Source organism: Geomonas subterranea (assembly GCF_019063845.1).
GTDB classification, from domain to species: Bacteria; Desulfobacterota; Desulfuromonadia; order Geobacterales; family Geobacteraceae; genus Geomonas; species Geomonas subterranea.
Map to the genome: position 1 here is coordinate 209,751 of NZ_CP077683.1, position 19,360 is coordinate 229,110.

Annotated in this window: 18 protein-coding genes; 15 read left to right on the forward strand and 3 right to left on the reverse strand. The window is 62.2% G+C overall.

The window, feature by feature from the left end:
* Positions 1 to 41: 41 nt before the first annotated feature.
* On the reverse strand, positions 42 to 1,808 hold the full coding sequence (locus KP001_RS00905; protein ID WP_217287721.1) for a M3 family oligoendopeptidase: 1,767 nt from the start codon (positions 1,806 to 1,808) through the stop codon (positions 42 to 44).
* A 291-nt stretch (positions 1,809 to 2,099) separates the two neighbouring features.
* Here KP001_RS00905 and KP001_RS00910 point away from each other — a divergent pair, with 291 nt between their 5' ends.
* Entirely contained in the window at positions 2,100 to 2,477 is a 378-nt protein-coding gene (locus KP001_RS00910; RefSeq protein ID WP_224958273.1) for a helix-turn-helix domain-containing protein, read from the forward strand.
* Here KP001_RS00910 and yrfG read toward each other — a convergent pair.
* Positions 2,461 to 3,174: a GMP/IMP nucleotidase gene (yrfG, locus tag KP001_RS00915; protein WP_217287723.1), complete on the reverse strand. Its 714-nt coding sequence runs from the start codon at positions 3,172 to 3,174 to the stop codon at positions 2,461 to 2,463. The two genes, KP001_RS00910 and yrfG, sit on opposite strands and share 17 nt — an antisense overlap.
* A gap of 67 nt (positions 3,175 to 3,241) precedes the next feature.
* Complete coding sequence (gene thrC, locus KP001_RS00920; protein WP_217287724.1) at positions 3,242 to 4,618, reverse strand: threonine synthase; 1,377 nt, start codon at positions 4,616 to 4,618, stop codon at positions 3,242 to 3,244.
* Positions 4,619 to 5,033: 415 nt separating this feature from the next.
* Here thrC and rimP point away from each other — a divergent pair, with 415 nt between their 5' ends.
* From rimP to KP001_RS00990, 14 genes are all read left to right on the forward strand, one after another.
* Positions 5,034 to 5,513 (forward strand): ribosome maturation factor RimP, encoded by a 480-nt coding sequence (rimP, locus tag KP001_RS00925; RefSeq protein WP_217287725.1) that lies wholly within the window; start codon positions 5,034 to 5,036, stop codon positions 5,511 to 5,513.
* A 42-nt stretch (positions 5,514 to 5,555) separates the two neighbouring features.
* The gene (gene nusA, locus KP001_RS00930) at positions 5,556 to 6,704 is read left to right on the forward strand and encodes a transcription termination factor NusA (RefSeq protein ID WP_217287726.1); all 1,149 of its coding nucleotides are present in this window, start codon (positions 5,556 to 5,558) and stop codon (positions 6,702 to 6,704) included.
* Between the two features lies 1 nt (position 6,705).
* Positions 6,706 to 7,299, forward strand: a complete 594-nt coding sequence (locus tag KP001_RS00935) for a DUF448 domain-containing protein (RefSeq protein WP_217287727.1) — start codon at positions 6,706 to 6,708, stop codon at positions 7,297 to 7,299.
* Positions 7,300 to 10,185, forward strand: a complete 2,886-nt coding sequence (gene infB, locus KP001_RS00940; protein ID WP_217287728.1) for a translation initiation factor IF-2 — start codon at positions 7,300 to 7,302, stop codon at positions 10,183 to 10,185. It abuts the gene before it with no gap.
* Positions 10,186 to 10,388: 203 nt separating this feature from the next.
* Entirely contained in the window at positions 10,389 to 10,748 is a 360-nt protein-coding gene (locus KP001_RS00945) for a ribosome-binding factor A (RefSeq protein WP_216511871.1), read from the forward strand.
* The gene (locus tag KP001_RS00950; RefSeq protein WP_217287729.1) at positions 10,729 to 11,697 is read left to right on the forward strand and encodes a DHH family phosphoesterase; all 969 of its coding nucleotides are present in this window, start codon (positions 10,729 to 10,731) and stop codon (positions 11,695 to 11,697) included. The genes KP001_RS00945 and KP001_RS00950 overlap by 20 nt, the downstream gene beginning before the upstream one ends.
* A gap of 2 nt (positions 11,698 to 11,699) precedes the next feature.
* A complete protein-coding gene (truB, locus tag KP001_RS00955; protein ID WP_224958359.1) occupies positions 11,700 to 12,584 on the forward strand; it encodes a tRNA pseudouridine(55) synthase TruB in 885 nt (294 codons plus the stop codon).
* A 128-nt stretch (positions 12,585 to 12,712) separates the two neighbouring features.
* Positions 12,713 to 12,979, forward strand: coding sequence for a 30S ribosomal protein S15 (gene rpsO, locus KP001_RS00960; RefSeq protein ID WP_129127510.1), 267 nt, complete (start codon positions 12,713 to 12,715; stop codon positions 12,977 to 12,979).
* Positions 12,980 to 13,165: 186 nt separating this feature from the next.
* Entirely contained in the window at positions 13,166 to 15,256 is a 2,091-nt protein-coding gene (gene pnp / locus KP001_RS00965) for a polyribonucleotide nucleotidyltransferase (RefSeq protein ID WP_217287731.1), read from the forward strand.
* 53 nt (positions 15,257 to 15,309) lie between these two features.
* Positions 15,310 to 16,566, forward strand: a complete 1,257-nt coding sequence (locus KP001_RS00970; RefSeq protein ID WP_217287732.1) for a M16 family metallopeptidase — start codon at positions 15,310 to 15,312, stop codon at positions 16,564 to 16,566.
* Positions 16,566 to 17,006 carry a dUTP diphosphatase gene (dut, locus tag KP001_RS00975; protein WP_217287733.1) on the forward strand — a complete coding sequence of 147 codons (441 nt, stop codon included), beginning with the start codon at positions 16,566 to 16,568 and terminating at the stop codon, positions 17,004 to 17,006. The genes KP001_RS00970 and dut overlap by 1 nt, the downstream gene beginning before the upstream one ends.
* 193 nt (positions 17,007 to 17,199) lie before the next feature.
* Positions 17,200 to 18,303: an aminopeptidase gene (locus KP001_RS00980; protein ID WP_217287734.1), complete on the forward strand. Its 1,104-nt coding sequence runs from the start codon at positions 17,200 to 17,202 to the stop codon at positions 18,301 to 18,303.
* Positions 18,304 to 18,305: 2 nt separating this feature from the next.
* Positions 18,306 to 18,914 (forward strand): L-threonylcarbamoyladenylate synthase, encoded by a 609-nt coding sequence (locus KP001_RS00985; protein WP_217287735.1) that lies wholly within the window; start codon positions 18,306 to 18,308, stop codon positions 18,912 to 18,914.
* A 27-nt stretch (positions 18,915 to 18,941) separates the two neighbouring features.
* Complete coding sequence (locus KP001_RS00990; RefSeq protein ID WP_217287736.1) at positions 18,942 to 19,295, forward strand: hypothetical protein; 354 nt, start codon at positions 18,942 to 18,944, stop codon at positions 19,293 to 19,295.
* Positions 19,296 to 19,360: the final 65 nt, after the last annotated feature.

Here is a 19,360-nt window from a genome sequence, read left to right on the forward strand (position 1 = left end):
TGCGTCACTTGTCCGACCTGTCTGACACGTCGGAGTCCGATTTACAGCAGCGCTTTCAACTCCGCGATGAGGTCGGCCAGGAGGTCGTACCCTCCCTGCCAGAAGCTTGGGTCGCTGAAGACGATGCCGGCCGGTGCGAGGGTGTCGCCGGGGGACTTGGAACCGCCGTCGGCGAGGATCTCGCGGTAGATGGGGACAAAGCTCTCCCGCTCCTTCAGGTAGCGCTGGAACAGCGACAACACCACCAGCTCGGCGCAGGTGTAGGAGTAGCAGTAGAAACGGGCGTGGATGAAGTGCGAGATGTAGCTCCAGCCGTAGCGGTAGGGTTCGATCATCTCCACGGAGTCCCCGTACAGCTTCGCGTTCTCCCGCCACCAGAGGTCCGAAAGCTCGGTCGCGGTCAAAAGACCGTTCACCCGCTCCAGGTGCATCTGCTCCTCGAACCTGGTCAGCACGTTCTGCCGGAAGGTCGTGGCGATGATGTCCTCGATCTTGGCGCACAGAAGCGACTTCTTCACTTCGACGTCGGTCTCCCGCTCCAGGAGCTGGCGGGTCAGCAGCATCTCCCCGAACACCGATGCGGTTTCCGCCAAGGGGAGCGGCGGGTGGTAGTTCAGCATGGTCTGGCGCTGGGCGAGCTGGTAATGGATGCCATGTCCCACCTCGTGGGCGATGGTGGCGACGTCGCGCAGGTTGCCGGTAAAGTTCAGCAGCAGGTACGGGGGAAGCGAAGGAGTCATACCCATGCAGAAGGCGCCGCCGCTCTTCCCGGGACGGGGCAGCACGTCCACCCGCTTCCCGGTGAAGAAGGAGTCGGCGAGCTGGGCGAACTCCTCGGAGAAGCCGCGGTAAGCCTCGACCGTCATGGCGCGCGCCTCTTCGAAGCTGTACGTGCGGTCGCTTTCCGTGAGCGGCGCGTAGACGTCGGTGTTCTTAAGTTTGGGGATGCCGAGCAGCCTGGCCTTGAGGCGGAAGTATTCCTGGGCCAGCGGATAGTTCTTTTCGGAAACCTGCATCAGGCTTTCCACCACCTCGTTGGGGATCTCGTTGCCGAGGTTGGTCGGCTCCATCGGATGGCTGTAGTTTCTGAGCTCCATCTCCTGGGAATGATCCAGGGCGACGTTGTTGAACACCGCCGAGTAGAGGATGCTGTGCTCCTCGTGCTTTTTCAGGAAGGTGCCGAAGGCGCGCTCCCTCAATGCCGCATCGGGGTGATGCAAAAGTGCCAGCAGCTCCTCTCCGGTCATCTCCTTCGTCTCGCCGTCCATCTCCAGGGTGTAGCGCAGCGAGGCGGAGACCTCGTCGAACAGGCGGCAGAAGGCCTGGACGCCGGTAAGGCTCTTCTGGGTAAGGAGGCTCTCCTCGCGCTCGGACAGGGTGTGCTTCTTGAACTTACGCAGCACCGCCAGGAAGTGCCGGTAATTGCCGAGCACAGGATCCTGCAGCAGCTGCTGGTACGGTTCCTCCTCCATCTGGATGATCTCGAGATCGAAGAAGAGGAGTTCCCGTCCCATGGCGTTGCCGAACTCCTGGGACTTCTGGGAGAGGCGCTTGTGCAGGTCGCTTTCGCTGTCGGCAGCGAAGAGCAGGTGCGAGTAGAGCTGTGGTACGGCGAGCTCCTCCTGCAGCTTCTCGTACGCTTGCAGCGCTTCCAGAAGGGCTGCCGCGGAAAGCCCGGCGACCTTGCCGCGGTAGCGTTCCCTGAATCCTGCGACCTGCACCGTGGCGTCATCGAAGGCCTTGGTCAGTTCGGGTGCGGAAGGGGAAGGGTAAAGTGGTGTGGTATCCCAATTGAGATCGCTGCTCATGAATCCTCCTCGGGGCCTGGATTGTTCAATGATTTCGAATGAATGCAACCGATAGTAATGCATGGGGTGCACAGTGTCAAGGAAGGGGGAGCGAAGGGAGGATCTGCCCCGTCATCGTTCATGCCGTTAACAACCTTGACATCCATGGGGGGTGCGATAGAACTAGCAAATGTTAAAAAAATGTAATCATGCAAAGGGTTAGCCGCCGACTGTTCTTCCGGGTGGGAAGTGGATGCATCCGCTTCCGCAAGTGGTTCCTCAGTTAACCGCTAGCAGGCGAGGATGGACGTCATGAAAAAGCGTCGGGTAGTTGAAGATGCGGCTTGCCGGCTCCCTTTGGGGAACGGCAGTGAGTTCCGCCCGGTCGGGTGGATAGGTGCTCAATGCGTGGTACTGCAGCGGCTATTCTGCGGCCGGGATGACCTGGCTTTCCCGGGGGGGCAGCTTCTGCAAAACGGTGAGACCCCCTGCGGCATGGGGGGGGGCGGACCGGGGCACCTGACGCTCAGGGAGGCCCGGGACAGGGTGGAGCGCTACATGGTGCACGATGCCATCCAGGCATCCGGGGGGAACATGAGCAAGGCGGCTGAGATCCTCGGCGTGAGCCGTCCCGCTCTCTACGACCTGGCCAAGAAGTACGGTCTGTGCCGGGTCAAGCCCCGGGGGTAGGTGCGAGCTCGACGCTCATGCCGCCGTCGCGCGGGATCAGTTCGCTGAAATAGTGGATGGAGTGGAAATTTTCAGAATGGGCCGGCGTCGTTACCGAGCTGAAGCGTCCGACGTGGATCAGGTAGCGGATGCCGAAGCGGCGCGCGGTCTCCAGGTTGGTCTCGCTGTCCTCTCCCAGCATGGTCCGCTCCGGATCATAGAACACCTTCCGCTGCAGCTTCCCCCAGAAAAGGGGGTCCTCCTTAGGCAGCCCCAGGTCGTGGGCTGAAATAATCCCGTCGAAGTAGCTCCCTATCCTGGTCAGGCGCAGCTTGAGGTTCAGGGTCTTGCTGTGGGCGTTGGTGACCAGGTAGATCTTCTTGCCATGCTGGCGCAAAAAGAGAAGGAACTCGATCACGAAGGGGTGCACCGCGATCAGGTGGTTCACCTCTTCCTTGAGTACCGGGATGTCGAGGCCGAGCTGTGCCGACCAGTAGTCCAGGTCGGTCCAGTTGAGGGTCTGCTCCTGGGACCGGAACATGCGGTGCAGCTTCTCCTGCGCGGCGTCTTCGCTGATGCCGTTCTTCTCGGCGTAGCGCCGGGGGACATGCTCCAGCCAGAAGTGGTCGTCGAAGTGCCGGTCGAGCAGGGTGCCGTCCATGTCGAGATGGACGGTATCGATGAGGTTCCAGTCTACGTGCAGGGGGGGGAGGGGCATGGAAAGGTTTCTCTTTTTTGGGTCGGACCTGTCGACTAGTGACTAGTGCGACAGGTCCGACGTCAGACTAAGCTTTGGCTTTCACGAACCGCTTCACCAGCTCCTTGTCGGCAGCCATGATCTCGCAGCGGGTTTTCCTGCCCTGAAGGACGGCCAACTGCGGCGGCAGCGGCGCGGGAGCACCGATGGCGCGCTCGACCGCTTCGCCGAACTTGGCGGGGTGAGCTGTGGCGAGGCAGACCACGGCGGGGTGCCCCTTGACGCACTCCAGGGCTCCGCGTACGCCGACCGCGGTGTGCGGGTCGAGCAGGTATCCGGTTTCCTTGTTGAAGGAGGCGATGGTCTCCAGGGTCATCTCCTCGCTGACGGTGCAGCTCAGGAATTCACCATGCACGCGCTGCACCTCTTCGGCGCTGAAGACGATCTTCCCGGTCTGCTGCAGTTCGGCAAAGGCGCTTCTGATCCGCTCCGGGTTCTCGTTGAACAGATAGTAGAGGTAGCGCTCCAGGTTGGAGGCAAGCTGGATGTCCATGGACGGCGACACGGTCTGCACCACCTGGCCCAGTGAATAGTCGCCGCTTTGCACGAAGCGGGAGAGGATGTTGTTCTCGTTGGTGGCCAAAAGCAGCTTCTCCACCGGGAGGCCCATCCTCTTCGCCAGGTAACCGGCGAAGATGTCGCCGAAGTTGCCGGTCGGTACGGAGAAGACCACCTTTCCCTGCTCGGGGAGCCTGCCCCAGGCGTAGAAATAGTAGACCACCTGCGCCAGCACGCGCGCCCAGTTGATCGAGTTCACCGCGCCCAGCGCGTACTCCTTTTTGAACTCCAGATCGTTGAACAGGGTCTTGACTATGTTCTGGCAGTCGTCGAAGGTCCCCTCGATGGCGATGTTGTGCACGTTGTCGTCGAGCACGCTGGTCATCTGCAGCGCCTGGATGGGCGAGGTCTTCAAGTGCGGGTGCAGGATGAAGATGTTGATATTTTCCTTGCCGCGCACCCCGGCGATGGCCGCGCTGCCGGTGTCGCCGGAGGTGGCGCCGAGGATGTTCATCTTCTCGCCGCGCTCCTTCAGGAGGTACTCGAACAGGTTGCCGAGCAGCTGCAGCGCCACGTCCTTGAAGGCGAGGGTGGGGCCGTGGAAGAGCTCAAGGATGTACACGCCGTCCTTTTTCACCAGCGGCGTGGTCTCCTGGTGCTCGAAGCTGCCATAGGAGCGGTCGATGAGCGCCTTCAGGTCGGCGGCTGGTATGTCGGTGGCGAAAAGGGAGATGATATTGAAGGCGAGCTCGCGGTACGGGAGCTTGGCCCAGGCGGCAAGGGTCTCAGGGGCGATCTGCGGGATGCTCTCCGGCAGGATGAGGCCTCCGTCGGTGGCAAGTCCCATCATCACGGCTTCCTTGAACCCGATGGGTGCGATGTTTCCCCTGGTGCTTATGTATTTCATGTTAGTTCTCTTTCCTGGTGCTGGTTTTTGTGCCGTTGCGGCAACGCCAATATATAGCAGCTAATGCTCTAAAAGTGAAGAGATTGCTGGGGCCACAGGGTGAATCCGGCTCTTTTATCCGGGGGGCGCGCGGGGGACTGACAGGAGGAAATCGGGGACGGACAGGAAAAATCATGGTACTCGGTTAAATTTACCCAATGTCATGCATCTGCAGGCTTTATTTGGCAACTTCGAGACACCACAAAAATGACCTCAGAATCAGCTCCCCGGCAGCCCCGAAAGCTTGAAAAACGGCTTACTTTTATCAAAAAAGCGCTTGCATAAACGACTCTTCCATGTTAAATAATGGGTCACATGTTAATGTTCACTCAAAAGTGAGCTCCTCCGGCTCGCTTTTTTTTATGGGAAAACGCAGATGGCAAAGGTTGATGTAGCAGAAAGAGTCACAGAGATTGTCGCCGAAATCGGCGGGCCTCTCGGGATCGGCCTGGTGGACCTGGAGTATAAGCGCGAAGGGCGCGACATGGTGCTGCGGGTCTTCCTGGAAAAGGAGGGGGGCATCACCCTTGACGACTGCGCCGACGTGAGCCGGCAGCTTTCCGACATCCTGGACGTCGAGGACTTCATGCCGGATCACTACAACCTGGAGGTTTCCTCCCCCGGGATCTGCCGCCCGCTGAAGAAACTCGCCGACTACCAGCGTTTCCAGGGGCACCTGGTCAAGGTGAAGACCTTCGACGTGGTCGCCGACGACGCCGGTAACAAGCGCAAGACCTTCACCGGGAAACTCGTCGAGGTCGGAGAGGGAGTCATCGGCATCGACCTCACCGAGGGGCAGCACGCCTCGATCCCGCTGGACAAGGTGGCCAAGGCCAACCTCGAATTCGAATTCTAAACTTTACTTTGCAATTATCAGCAAGCAGAAGGAGACCGTGACGTGGAAACGAGCTTTAACCTCAAGCACACGATCGACCAGATCGTAAAAGAGAAGGGTATTGATAAAGGGATTGTGGTAGAGGCGCTGGAACAGGCAGTTCTCACCGCGGCCAACAAGAAATTCCGCAATACCCGCGATCTGGAGGCACACTACAACCCCGAGATCGGCGAGGTTGAGTTGTTCGAGTTCGTTACCGTCGTGGAAGAGGTACAGGATTCATACCGTGAGATCGAGCTCGACGAGGCGCGCGAGGAGGATCCGGAGGTCGAGATCGGCGACTCCATCGGCATGAAGATGGACGCTTCCGGCTTTTCCAGGATCGCCGCGCAGACCGCCAAGCAGGTGATCATCCAGCGCGTGCGCGAGGCGGAGCGCGAGACCATCTTCAACGAGTTCCAGGAGCGCCAGGGCGAGATCGTGAACGGCGTGGTGCGCCGTTTCGAGAAGGGCGACCTGATCGTCGACCTCGGCCGCGCCGAGGCGCTCTTGCCGCACAAGGAGCAGGCCCCGCGCGAGGTCTACCGCCAGGGTGACCGCGTCAAGGCCCTGATCACCGAGATCCGCATGACCACCAAGGGGCCCCAGATCATGCTCTCCCGCACCCATCCCACCATGCTGGCCAAGCTGTTCGAGGCCGAGGTGCCGGAAATCGCGGAAGGGATCGTCGAGATCAAGAGCGTCGTGCGCGAGCCGGGGGGGCGCGCGAAGATCGCCGTCTACTCGCACGACGGCGACGTCGATCCGGTCGGCGCGTGTGTCGGCATGCGCGGCTCCCGCGTCCAGAACGTGGTATCTGAGCTGCGCGGCGAGAAGATCGACATCATCCCCTGGAGCGAGGACATCGCCCGCTTCGCCTGCAACGCCCTGGCCCCGGCCGTGGTGACCAAGGTGTACGTGGACGAGGAGGATTACGCCATGGAAGTGATCGTGGCGGACGACCAGCTCTCGCTCGCCATCGGCAAGCGCGGCCAGAACGTGCGTCTCGCCGCCAAGCTGACCGGGTGGAAGATCGACATCAAGAGCGAGACCCGCATGGCCGAGGCCGAGCTGCAGCAGTTCGCCTCCTATGACGGCACCGAGGTCGAGGAGGCCGAAGAGCCCGTCGAGGCTGCCGAGCCGGCAGCGGTAGAGGCGACCGAAGAGGACTAGCATGCCCAAGGCCACACCACAGAGAAGCTGTCTTGCCTGCCGTGAGACCAAGGACAAGGGCGAGCTGCTTCGCTTCGTGCTGGCCCCGGACCGCACCCTGGTCCCCGACCTTCTGAACAAGCTCCCGGGTCGCGGGGCGTACACCTGCCTGAAGGCGTCCTGCCTGAGACAGGCGGCGCAGAAAAAGCAGTTCTCCCGCGGCTTCAAGGGAGAGGTGCTGGGCGCCGACCCGGAGGGGCTGGTACAGCAGGTGCTGCACAAGCTCGAGGAGCGCATCGCCTCCTACATCAGCCTGGCCAACAAGGCGGGCAAGGTGGTGTCGGGCTCGGACCAGGTCCAGGATAAGTTGAAGAAGGGGGGCGCCGGGCTGCTGTTCGTCGCCACCGACATCTCGCCGGACATAGGTGAAAAATTCAGGGGGCTGGCGCAGCTCAAACAGGTCCCCTGCATCTCCCTGTTCACCAAGGACCGCCTTGGGGAGCTGTTGGGAAAGGAACTCAGAAGCGTCCTGGTTGTTATGGAAAGCGGCTTCGTGGGATCGATTGGATTGGAAATGGAAAAGTACAGGAACTTCTTTGAGGAGGAGCGTGAGTAGATGAGCAAAACCCGCGTATATGAGCTGGCGCAGCAGATGGGGATCGACAATAAGGAGCTTATGGCAAGGTTGGCCGAGGCAGGCGTGCAGGTCAAGAACCATATGGCTGTCCTTGAGGATTCGGATATCAAGGCGGTATCCGCCCCTGCGCAGACCCCCCACAAAGAAGTATCCCAGGAAGAAGTGAGGGTTAAGCCGACCCTGATCCGCCGTCGCGCCAAGGCGGTCGAGCCGGAAGCCCCGGTGGCGGCTGAGCCGGCTGAGCCGGAGAAGGTGGAGGAGCCCGCGGTGGTCGAGAAAGCGGCCCCGGTGGAGGAGGCTCCCAAACGTCCGGAACCGGTCCGTGCCAGGATCATCGAGGCGGCCCCCGCTCCCAAGCCGGTGGCAAAGCCCGAGGCACAGGCTCCCCAGGCCCCGCCCGTGAAGGAAGAGGAGCCCGCGGCAGCGGAGAAGCCCGCCCCGGCGGCACCGGTCGCGGCCGAGAAGCCCGCCGTCGAGGCCCCCAAGGCGGAGGCCGCTCCCGCAGCGCCGGCCGTTGCGCCCGAGGCCGCCAAGCCGGCAGAGCAGCCCGCAGCCGAAGCCGTTCCCGCCAAGGCCCCGGAGGCCGCAGCCGCCAAGGTGGAGCCCGAGCCGGACAAGCCGACCGCCACCCGCGCCAGGATCCTCGGCCGCGTCGAGATCCCGATCCCGACCCAGCGCCCGGCCGAGCGCCGTGAATACCAGCGCCCCGCTCAGGGCGAGCGCCCGGCACCGCGCCCGGGCATGCCGCGCGGCGTCGAGCGCCCCGGCACCGAGCGTCCCGCACCCCGCCCGGGTGCAGGCCGTCCCGGCGATCGCCCCACCGGTCCGCGCCCGGACCGTCCGGCCCCGCTCACCCCGATCGAGCCGCCGCCGCTGCTGGACGACCGCGGCAGGAAAGGGCGTAAGCCCGCTCCGGCAGGGGGCACCGACTTCGGCAAGAACGCCAAGAAAGGTGGAGCCGTCGCCGGCAAGGGGAAGAAAGATAGCTTCAAGGACATGCTCGACAAGCGCGAGCGGGTCTTCGAGCCCGGTCCCCGCTCCAAGGGGAAGAAAGGGAAGTACGTCGAGAAGGTCCAGATCGGCAAGAAAACCGAGATCACGGTGCCCAAGGCCATCAAGAGGATCATCAAGATCAGCGAGTCCATCACCGTGGGCGAGCTCGCCAAGCGCATGGGGATCAAGGCTACCGACCTGATCCGCGCCCTCATGAAGCTCGGGGTGATGGCGACCATCAACCACCCGCTGGACTTCGACACCGCGACCCTTCTGGCCACCGATTTCGGTTACGAGATCGAGAACGTGGCGCTCGACGTGGACGAGCTGCTCGAGGCGGAGCCGGATGCGCCGGAGGCGATGCAGAAGCGTCCGCCGGTCGTCACCATCATGGGTCACGTCGACCATGGTAAGACCTCGCTGCTGGACGCCATCCGCCAGGCCAACGTCATCGCCGGCGAGGCGGGCGGCATCACCCAGCACATCGGCGCCTACGACGTGGAACTCAAGGGTCAGAAGATCACCTTCCTCGACACCCCGGGCCACGAGGCGTTCACCGCGATGCGCGCCAGGGGCGCCAAGGTGACCGACATCGTCATCCTGGTGGTCGCGGCCGACGACGGCGTCATGCCGCAGACCCGCGAGGCGGTCAACCACTCGAAGGCCGCGGGCGTTCCGATCATCGTCGCCATCAACAAGATCGATAAGCCGGAGGCCAACCCGAGCAAGGTGAAGCAGGAGCTGATGGAGTTCGGCCTGGTTTCCGAGGAATGGGGCGGAGAGACCATCTTCGTGGAGGTTTCCGCGAAGAAGCATCTGAACCTCGAGTCGCTGCTCGAGATGGTTCTCCTGCAGGCGGACGTCCTCGAACTCAAGGCCAACCCGGACAAGACCGCGCGCGGCACCGTCGTCGAGGCCAAGCTGGACAAGGGGCGCGGCCCGGTCGCGACCGTACTGGTCCAGGAGGGAACCCTCAGGGCGGGCGACTACTTCGTGGCCGGCATCCACTTCGGCCGCGTGCGCGCCATGCAGAACGACCGCGGCGAGAAGGTGATCGCCGCCGGCCCGGCCATGCCGGTCGAGGTTATCGGCTTCAACGGCGTCCCCGACGCGGGCGACATCTTCGTGGCCATGACCGACGAGAAGCAGGCCAAGGAGATCGCAAACCACCGCCAGATGAAGCTGCGCGAGTCCGAACTGGCCAAGCACAGCAAGCTCTCCCTGGAGCAGCTCTACGAGAAGATCCAGAAAGGGGAGGTCAAGGACCTCAACACCATCGTCAAGGGCGACGTGCAGGGTTCCGTCGAGGCCGTGGCCGAGTCCCTCAGGAAGCTCACCACCGACGCCATCCGTCTCAACGTGCTGCACGCCTCCGTCGGCGCCATCACCGAGACCGACGTCAACCTGGCCAGCGCCTCCAACGCCATCATCCTCGGCTTCAACGTACGCCCCGAGGTCAAGGCGGCAGCCCTCGCCGAGAAGGAAGGGGTCGACGTCAGGCTGTACAACATCATCTACGACGCGGTGGACGACATCAAGAAGGCGATGGAAGGCCTCCTCGAGCCGACCTTCAAGGAGAAGTACCTGGGGCGTGCCGAGATCAGGGAAGTCTTCTCCGTGCCCAAGGCGGGCATGGTCGCCGGTTCCTACGTCACCGACGGCAAGATCATCAGGAACGCACAGGTCCGCCTGCTGCGCGACAACGTGGTGGTCTTCGAAGGGAAGCTCGGCAGCCTGCGCCGCTTCAAGGACGACGTCAAGGAAGTGGCCACCGGCTACGAGTGCGGCATGTCGCTTGAGAGCTACAACGACCTGAAGATCGGCGACATCTTCGAGTGCTTCGAGATGGAGAAGGTTGCCGGCAAGCTGTAACAGTAAAGCAAACGGGGAGAGCGGCGTCCCGCGTCCGGCATCCCGGCGGCGGAAGCCGCTCTCCCCTTATCGTTTTATGATGCTGCCCGTTTTGCCTGCCAAGGAGCGAGGTGGGCGGGCAAGGCAGGGCGAATGATTATTCGCCCCTACGGGTGAGTGATCCATGACAATGGCACCTCCCAGACTGACAAGAGAGAAAGATCATGGTAAAGCGTTCCGACAAGGTTGCCGAAGAGATCCACAAGATCATCTCGGAACTCCTGATAAAGGGTCTCAAGGACCCCCGCATTGGCTTTTTGACCATCACCGGTGTCAAGATCACCCCCGATTTGAGGCATGCCACCGTTTATTTCACCGTGCACGGCGACGATGCCGCCAAGAAGAACAGCGAGGCGGGCCTCAACTCCGCCAAGGGCTACATCCGTAAAGAGATCGGGCAGGCCCTCAAATTGCGTTTCACCCCCGAGGTGATCTTCAAGTACGACACCTCGTTGGATTATGGCCAGCATATCGAATCGATTCTGAAGGAGATTGGGGCTACGGATGACGGCGACGACAGCTGAGATTAAGCGGATAGTTGCGGAGATCGAGCAGGCAGACAGCTTTCTTATCACCAGCCACGAGAGCCCCGACCCCGACGCGGTCGGTTCCTCCCTGGCTTTGGCCAATTACCTCACCGCGCGCGGCAAGGATGTCACCGTCTACCTGTGCGACCCCGTCCCGGACAACTGCTCCTTCCTCCCGATGTCGGAGCAGGTCTACGCCGAGATGCCCGAGCGCGACTTCGACGTCTGCTTCGTGCTCGACGTCGGGGAGTTCCGGCGCGCCGGCAAGGCTGTCACCGGGAACAAGAGGGTCGGCCGCTTCATCAACATCGACCATCACCTGGGGTGCGAGAACTTCGGCGTCTGCAACCTGATCGACCCCAAGGCGAGCGCAACTGCCGCCCTCATCTACCGGATCATCAAGGCCGCCGGCGACGAGGTCGATTATCCCACCGCGCTCTGCATCTACACCGCGATCCTTTCCGACACCGGGAGCTTCCACTACTCCAACTCCGACCCCGAGTCCTTCGCCATCGCCGGCGAGATGATCGGCAAGGGGGTGAACGCCTGGAGCGTCAACGAGAACCTCTACGAGAGCGAGCCCCTGCAGAGGATCGCGCTTCTCGCGCTGGCTCTCTCGGACCTGACCGTCTCCCCCTCGGGCGAGTACGCCTCGGTGACGGTGACCCTGGACATGTACCAAAAGACCGGCGCCACCGCCCAGGACACCGACCGTTTCATCAACTACCCGCGCTCCATCAAGGGGGTGCAGGTGGCGCTCTTTTTCCGCCAGGTCGACGAGGGGCTCTTCAAGGTCGGCTTCAGGAGCAAGGGGAAGGTCGACGTCTCCGCGGTATCCGCCTCCTTCGGCGGCGGCGGGCACCACAACGCCGCCGGCTGCATGGTGCGCGGGACGCTCGCCGAGGTCAAGGCGCAGGTCTTCGACCGGTTGGAGCAGATGCGCTGATGCTGAACGGCTTTTTCGTGATCGACAAGCCGGCCGGTGTCACCTCGCATGACATCGTGTCCAAGGTCCGTCGCGCCATCAATCAGAAGAAGGTAGGGCACACCGGGACCCTCGATCCCTTTGCCACCGGCGTCTTGCCGGTCGCGGTGGGGGAGGGGACCAAGGCGATCCAGTTCCTGGACGAGGCGGAGAAGGAATACCGTGCCGTCCTGCGGCTGGGGATCGCCACCGACACCCAGGATCTCACCGGAGAGGTGATCGCAGAGCGGGAATGGTCGCATCTCGCTCCGGCTGACCTGGAGCGGCTGGTGCCGCGCTTTCTCGGGCTCCAGAAGCAGCTTCCTCCCATGTTCTCCGCCATCAAGCAGGGGGGCGTGCCGCTCTACAAGCTGGCCCGCAAGGGAATCGAGGTGGAGCGCGAGGCGCGCGAGGTGGAGATCCATGCGCTCACTTTCGAATGGATCCGGCTCCCCGAGGCCTGTTTCACGGTGCGCTGCTCGCGCGGCACCTACGTGAGGACGCTCGCCTGCGACATCGGCGAGGCGCTCGGCTGCGGCGCGCATCTGCTGGAGCTGCGGCGCACCAGGAGCGGGCTCTTCAGGGAGGCCGACGCCATCAGCATCGAGACGCTGGCCGGAGCCGCCGACCAGCAGGCGCTGCTCATGCCCCTGGACCGTGCGCTAGAGCACCTGAAGGCACTTTTCCTCACCGAGGCGGGTGGGAGGAAGGTGTTGAACGGCGTGGTGCCGCAGCCCCATGATTTCATTGAAGCTCCGGGCGAACTGGCACAAGGGGAACAGGTGCGACTCTATCTGGGGGAGCGTTTCGCGGCAGTAGCCGGGCACGACAAGCTCAAAGGGCTGCGGCTGGCGCGTGTATTCAATTAGTATTCCTTCTTTACACGTACTTGCTTTTGTGATAAGAGTTAAAGGTCTTGATCTAATCCGCGGGTATCTTCTCTGCGGTCAGGTATAAATAAGCAAAATAACTAGGAAGCGGAAGGGGGTGTAACCACATGCTGCAAACGGAAAAGAAGCAGGAAATCATCACAGCTCATAAGCTGCACGATTCCGACACGGGTTCGCCGGAAGTGCAGATTGCAATTCTTTCGGAGCGTATCACTTATCTGACTGAGCACTTCAAGACTCACAAGAAGGATCATCACAGCCGTCGCGGTCTGCTGAAGATCGTCGGTCAGAGAAGGGGTCTGCTTGACTACCTGAAGAAGAAAGACGTCGAAAGGTACAAAGCGATCATCGCTAAACTCGGCATCAGAAGGTAAGAAAAGGCAGTATACCTCACTGGGGTATATTGCCTTTCCTCTTTTTCATCATGTAAGGGCCTCGTGCCCTTTTCTTTGTTGGGGGCGTGGATAAAACTGCCCTGCGGCGCACGGTTACGCCCGCATGGCGCTTTTCTCGGCGGCCCCAACACCAACCAGAACAAAAGCCAAATGGAGGCCGTAACAATGGTACACACTGTCCAAGCAGAGTGCTGTGGCAAAACTATCACTATCGAAACAGGCAAGATCGCCAAGCAGGCAAGCGGCGCGGTCATGATCAAAAGCGGCGACACCATGGTGCTCGTCACCGCCGTCGCCATGAAAACCGCCAAGGAAGGGCAGGGCTTCTTCCCGCTCACCGTCAACTACCAGGAGAAAGCGTACGCGGGCGGCCGCATCCCCGGCTCCTTCTTCAAGCGCGAAGGGCGTCCCTCCGACAACGAAACCCTCACCTCCCGTCTCATCGACCGCCCGATCCGTCCGCTGTTCCCGGAAGGGTTCCTGAACGACACCCAGATCATGGCTACCGTCATGTCGGCTGACAAGGACCACGACCCCGGCATCCTCGCCATGATCGGCGCTTCCGCCGCACTCATGGTCTCCGACGCCCCCTTCGCGGGCCCCATTGCCGGCGTCAAAGTCGGCCGCGTCGACGGCCAGTTCATCGCCAACCCGACCGCCGAGCAGGAAGAGAAGAGCGACATGGAGATCGTGATCGCCGCCTCCAAGGACGCGATCCTGATGGTGGAAGGTAGCGCCTCCGAAGTGTCCGAGGACGACCTCCTCGAAGCGATCTTCTTCGGCAAGGAAGCGGTGCAGGGGATCCTGGCAGCGCAGGAAGAGCTGGCCGCCAAGGTCGGCGTCGCAAAGCGCGACGTCCCGGCGCCGGTAGTGAACGAGGCCCTGAAAGCCCGCGTCGACGCCCTCGCCAAAGAGGAGATGAAGGCTGCGGTCCGCATCAAGGCCAAAGGCGAGCGTCACGACGCCATCGACGCCATCACCGAGAAGACCGTGGCGGCGCTGGCCGAGGAGTTCGAAGGCTCCGAGAAAGAGGTCAAGGCCTTCATCGAAGACCTCGAGTACAATCTGGTGCGTGAGCACATCATCAAGGACGGCTCCAGGATCGACGGCCGCGACACCAAGACCATCCGTAACATCGCCACCGAAGTCGGCTTCCTGCCGCGCGCTCACGGCTCCGCCCTGTTCACCCGCGGTGAGACCCAGTCCATCGTGGCCGCCACCCTGGGCACCTCGGTCGACGAGCAGCGCATCGACTCGCTCTACGGCGATTCCAGGAAGAAGTTCCTCCTGCACTACAACTTCCCGCCGTACTCCGTCGGCGAGACCAGCTTCCGCCTCGCCCCGGGGCGCCGCGAAATCGGCCACGGCATGCTGGCCGAGCGCGCGCTGCAGCAGGTGCTCCCGAAGCACGACGACTTCCCCTACACCATCCGTATCGTCTCGGACATCACCGAGAGCAACGGCTCCTCCTCCATGGCCACCGTCTGCGGCGGCTCCATGTCCATGATGGACGCCGGCATCCCGATCAAGGCACCGGTCGCGGGTATCGCCATGGGCCTCATCAAGGAAGGCGACGAGTACGCCATCCTCTCCGACATCCTTGGTGACGAAGACCACCTGGGCGACATGGACTTCAAAGTGGCCGGTACCGCCGAAGGCGTCACCGCGCTGCAGATGGACATCAAGATCGGCGGCGTGACCCGCGAGATCATGGGTGCCGCGCTGGCACAGGCAAAGGCAGGCCGCGTCCACATCCTGGGCGAAATGGCCAAAACCCTCGCGACCCCGCGCGGCGACCTCTCCGCTTTCGCACCGCGCATCACCACCATCTGGGTCAAGGTCGACAAGATCCGCGACGTTATCGGTAGCGGCGGCAAGAACATCAGGAGCGTCACCGAGGCGACCGGCGTAGCCATCGACATCGAGGACACCGGCAAGATCAACATCGCCTCCAACAACAAGGAAGCCTGCGACCTCGCCATCAAGATGATCCGCAACCTCACCGCGGAAGCCGAAGAAGGGAAGCTCTACATGGGCACCGTGAAGAAGATCATGGAGTTCGGCGCATTCGTCGAGATCTTCCCGGGCACCGACGGCCTGGTGCACGTCTCCGAGCTCGACACCGAGCGCGTGAAGAACGTGAGCGACATCCTCAAGGAAGGGGACAAGGTGCTGGTGAAGTGCATCGGCATCGACAAGCAGGGCAAGATCAAGCTCTCCCGCAAAGAGGCTCTGGGCCAGACTTTCACCGAATAATTTCTCTCATTTGAAAACTGGCAATTCATGGGTTTCCCGGTATAGTTCTAGCCATGATTAAAAAGACCACCCTAAATAACGGTATCCGCGTCATCACCGAGCGGATACCGTATGCCAGCTCGGTTTCCATCGGAATTTGGGTCGCCAACGGCTCCCGCCACGAACGGCGGGAGTCGAACGGCGTCGCCCATTTCATCGAACATCTCCTCTTTAAAGGCACCGAACGCCGCTCCTCATTGGATATTGCCCGCGAAATCGACTCCGTGGGGGGCGTCCTGAATGCCTTCACCAGCCGCGAGTACGTCTGCTACTACGCCAAGGTTCTGGACAAGTTTCTCCCCCGTGCGGTCGACCTTTTGACCGACATCTTCCTCCATTCCACCTTCGACAGCGAAGAGATCGAAAAGGAACGCCGCGTGGTGCTCCAGGAGATCAACATGATGGAGGACACCCCCGACGATCTGATCCACGACCTGTTCCACCAGCATTTCTGGAAGGGGCACCCGCTGGGGATGTCCATCCTGGGCGACGCAGAGAGCGTCACCGGGCTATCACGCGACGCGATCATCGCCTACAAGGACCAGATGTACCGCGCCGACGACGTCATCGTCACCGCCGCCGGCAACGTCACCCACGAAAAGCTCACCGCGCTTCTGGAGGAGTTCCTGCATGGAGTGGAGCCGGGGCACGGCAGGAGCGAATCGGTGCCGCCGGTGTACGAGCGCAGAATAGAGCTGGTCGAGAAGGACCTGGAGCAGATCCATGTCTGCCTCGGGCTGAAGGGTGTACAGCAGAGCCACCCGCAGCGCTATGACGCCTTCATTATGAACGCGATCCTGGGTGGTTCCATGAGTTCCCGCCTGTTCCAGGAGGTGCGCGAGAAGAGCGGGCTTGCCTACTCGGTCTACTCCTACATCGCCTCCCACGCCGACGCCGGTTCCCTGGTGGTCTACGCGGGCGCCAGCCCGGAAAACTCCAAGGAACTCCTCGAGATCATGCTGCGCGAGATCGGCCGTTTCAAGCACGAGCCCGTTTCGGCCGACCAGCTCGAGGCCGCCCGGGAACAGTTGAAGGGGAACCTCCTTCTGTCGCTTGAGTCCAGTGACAACCGGATGTCCCGCCTGGCCAAGAACGAGATCTACTTCGGCACTCCGCTGCCGCTTACCGAGATCATGGACGGTTTCGACCGCGTCACCTCCGACAGCATCATGGAGCTCGCCAACGAGATCCTGGACAACGACGCGCTGACCCTGGTCATGCTGGGCCGGATCGGCACACCCGCCTTCTCAGCTTCCGACATCAACGTCTGATGAAAACCGTGCCCATCCGGATAAAGCGCCTGCGGTCGACCCCTCTCCCCTGCTACATGACCGAGCAGGCGGCGGGCGTCGACCTGTGCGCCGCGCTCGAGGATGAATTCGTGCTGCATCCCGGCGAGCGGGCCCTGGTTCCCACCGGGATTGCCATTGAGATCCCTCCCGGCTTCGAGGCGCAGGTGCGGCCCAGGAGCGGGCTCGCACTCAGGCACGGCATCGCCCTGGTCAACTCTCCCGGCACCATAGACGCCGACTACCGGGGCGAGATCGGCGTCATCGTCATCAACCACGGCAGCGAGCCCTTCGTCATCAAGAACGGCGAACGCATCGCCCAGATGGTCTTCGCCCGCTGCGAACGCGCCGGGTTCATCGAGGTGGATGAGCTGGGCGAAACCGGCCGCGGCGCAGGCGGGTTCGGGCATACCGGCAGATAAGATGTCCACTGTAGGGGCGAATAAATATTCGCCCTGACCGTCCTCCCTCTCCTGGGAAAGGGGCGGGTGAGGTGGCTCTTGCTGGTTAGGGCGAATGATTATTCGCCCCTACGGAATCGGTCATCGCCTGCCGGCCACCTTATGCCGGGCAGCCGCCTCACCCATTCTTAAGCCAGCTTACGGGGGCACGCATATGAAAGATCCTCGCGTCAGACAATTCGCCGAAGTACTGGTCAACTACTCGGCCCGCGTACAGCCGGGCGACGTGGTGCTCATCTCCTGCGCCGGCCTGGAAGGTGCGCCGCTGGTGAAGGAACTCTACGCCCTGTGCCTTGAGAAGGGCGCCAAGTACGTCGAATACGAGTTCAGCATTCCGGATATCGGCCGCTACTTCTACAACCTCGCCACCCCCGACCAGCTCTCCTTTTTCCCGCAGCACAAGCTCGATTTCATGAAAGAGGTTGACGTCTACTTCGGCCTCTCCGCCGCGGACAACTCCATGGTGATGGCCAAGGCGAACCAGCAGAGCATGATCGCCTGGTCCAAGGTGATGCGCCCCATCATCGACCAGCGCGTCAAGGGGACCCGCTGGGTGGTGACCCGCTACCCGACCCACGGCGCCGCGCAGGAAGCGCGCATGAGCCTGGACGAGTACGAGGATTACCTCTTCGCCGCCTGCTGCATGGACTGGGAGGAGGAATCGAAGAAGCAGGACGCGCTGAAAGCGTGCGTCGATGCCGCGGACCGGGTGCGCATCAAGGCCTCGGACACCGACCTCTGCTTCAGCATCAAGGGGCTCCCCGGCATCAAGTGCGACGGGCGCCTGAACATCCCCGACGGCGAGGTCTTCACCGCGCCGGTGCGCGACTCGGTGGAGGGGTACATCACCTACAACTGCCCGACCGTGTACCAGGGTAAGGAATTCAACAACATCCGCCTGGAGTTCGAGAAAGGGCGCATCGTGAAGGCGACTTCCCCCGGCATGGACGCGGAACTGAACCGCATCCTCGACACCGACGAGGGGGCGCGCTACGTGGGGGAGTTTGCCATCGGCGTGAACCCGAAGATCCGGGTGCCGATGCGCAACATCCTCTTCGACGAGAAGATCTTCGGCTCCATCCATTTCACTCCCGGACAGGCCTACGACGAGTGCGACAACGGCAACCGCTCCGCCGTCCACTGGGACATGGTGAAGATCCTGGCCGGAGACGGCGAACTGTGGTTCGACGACATCCTGATCCAGAAGGACGGCCGCTTCGTGCACGAGCCGCTTCTGGGCCTCAACCCGGGTGACTAGCCATGCTGCTTGAAATCAACCCTCAAAACCCGCAGCCGAGGCTGATCGCCAAGGTGGTCGAGATCCTGAAAAACGGCGGCGTCGTGGCGTATCCCACCGACACCACCTACGGCATCGGCTGCTCCATCTTCAGCAAGAAGGGGATCGAGCGGATCTACCAGATCAAGCAGCGCGATCGCAAGAAGCCCTTTTCCTTCATCTGCACCGACATGTCGGAGATCGCCCGCTACGCGCGCGTCTCGAACTACGCCTTCAAGCAACTGCGCCGCCTGCTCCCCGGGCCCTACACCTTCGTCCTCGAGGCGGCCACGGTGGTCCCGGACCTGTTGCAGACCAAGCAGAAGACGGTCGGCATCCGCATCCCCAACAACGAGATCTGCCTCGCCATCGTGAGGGAGTTGGGCGCTCCCATCGTCACCACCAGCGCCAACCTCTCCGGCGAGGATCCGATCGGCAATCCCTGGGCGGTGGAGCACGAACTCGGCAAGCAGCTGGACCTGGTGGTGGACGGCGGCGATCTCTCCGCCGACGTCAGCTCCGTGGTCAGCCTGATCGGCGACCGCCCCGAGGTGCTCCGCAAGGGGGTCGGGGACGTGAGCTGGTGCGAATAGCGGCCTTCCCGCCCGAGGTTATCATTCATGCGTAAATCCACGGTGCGTCGCGGTATCAGGTCGATGTGCGCGGGCATCATCGCCCTGATCGCCGCCACCTTCTTCCACAGCGAGCTCTCCACCTTCTTGATGCTCGGCATCGCCGGGGAGGCGCGCCTCACCTTCCTGGGGTTTTTCCTGGCCGGGATGCTGGGGGGCTTCGGCGCGCTTGTCGCCGCCCTGGGGCTTTTGCAAAGCGGGGAGGGGCAGCCGCGGGTGCGCCTTCTCCCCACCCTCGTACTCCTGTTCTCGCTGATCGTCCTCTTCTTCGTCCTCACCTATACCTGGATCACCTCGCCCACCGCTCCGGTTCTCGCGCCGGGAGAAAGCATAAGCATTTGAAAACAGGCCGGGGGGGAAGGTTGAGAGAGGGGGCTCTTTTTTTGGGTTCTCCTCAACCTTAACCT

Excerpts from the sequence above, each read along its gene's own strand:
- KP001_RS00905 (WP_217287721.1), bottom strand. The coding sequence starts at position 1,808 with ATGAGCAGCGATCTCAATTGGGATACCACACCACTTTACCCTTCCCCT.
- KP001_RS00910 (WP_224958273.1), top strand. The coding sequence starts at position 2,100 with ATGAAAAAGCGTCGGGTAGTTGAAGATGCGGCTTGCCGGCTCCCTTTG.
- yrfG (WP_217287723.1), bottom strand. The coding sequence starts at position 3,174 with ATGCCCCTCCCCCCCCTGCACGTAGACTGGAACCTCATCGATACCGTC.
- thrC (WP_217287724.1), bottom strand. The coding sequence starts at position 4,618 with ATGAAATACATAAGCACCAGGGGAAACATCGCACCCATCGGGTTCAAG.
- rimP (WP_217287725.1), top strand. The coding sequence starts at position 5,034 with ATGGCAAAGGTTGATGTAGCAGAAAGAGTCACAGAGATTGTCGCCGAA.
- KP001_RS00935 (WP_217287727.1), top strand. The coding sequence starts at position 6,706 with ATGCCCAAGGCCACACCACAGAGAAGCTGTCTTGCCTGCCGTGAGACC.
- infB (WP_217287728.1), top strand. The coding sequence starts at position 7,300 with ATGAGCAAAACCCGCGTATATGAGCTGGCGCAGCAGATGGGGATCGAC.
- KP001_RS00945 (WP_216511871.1), top strand. The coding sequence starts at position 10,389 with ATGGTAAAGCGTTCCGACAAGGTTGCCGAAGAGATCCACAAGATCATC.
- KP001_RS00950 (WP_217287729.1), top strand. The coding sequence starts at position 10,729 with ATGACGGCGACGACAGCTGAGATTAAGCGGATAGTTGCGGAGATCGAG.
- rpsO (WP_129127510.1), top strand. The coding sequence starts at position 12,713 with ATGCTGCAAACGGAAAAGAAGCAGGAAATCATCACAGCTCATAAGCTG.
- pnp (WP_217287731.1), top strand. The coding sequence starts at position 13,166 with ATGGTACACACTGTCCAAGCAGAGTGCTGTGGCAAAACTATCACTATC.
- KP001_RS00970 (WP_217287732.1), top strand. The coding sequence starts at position 15,310 with ATGATTAAAAAGACCACCCTAAATAACGGTATCCGCGTCATCACCGAG.
- dut (WP_217287733.1), top strand. The coding sequence starts at position 16,566 with ATGAAAACCGTGCCCATCCGGATAAAGCGCCTGCGGTCGACCCCTCTC.
- KP001_RS00980 (WP_217287734.1), top strand. The coding sequence starts at position 17,200 with ATGAAAGATCCTCGCGTCAGACAATTCGCCGAAGTACTGGTCAACTAC.
- KP001_RS00985 (WP_217287735.1), top strand. The coding sequence starts at position 18,306 with ATGCTGCTTGAAATCAACCCTCAAAACCCGCAGCCGAGGCTGATCGCC.
- KP001_RS00990 (WP_217287736.1), top strand. The coding sequence starts at position 18,942 with ATGCGTAAATCCACGGTGCGTCGCGGTATCAGGTCGATGTGCGCGGGC.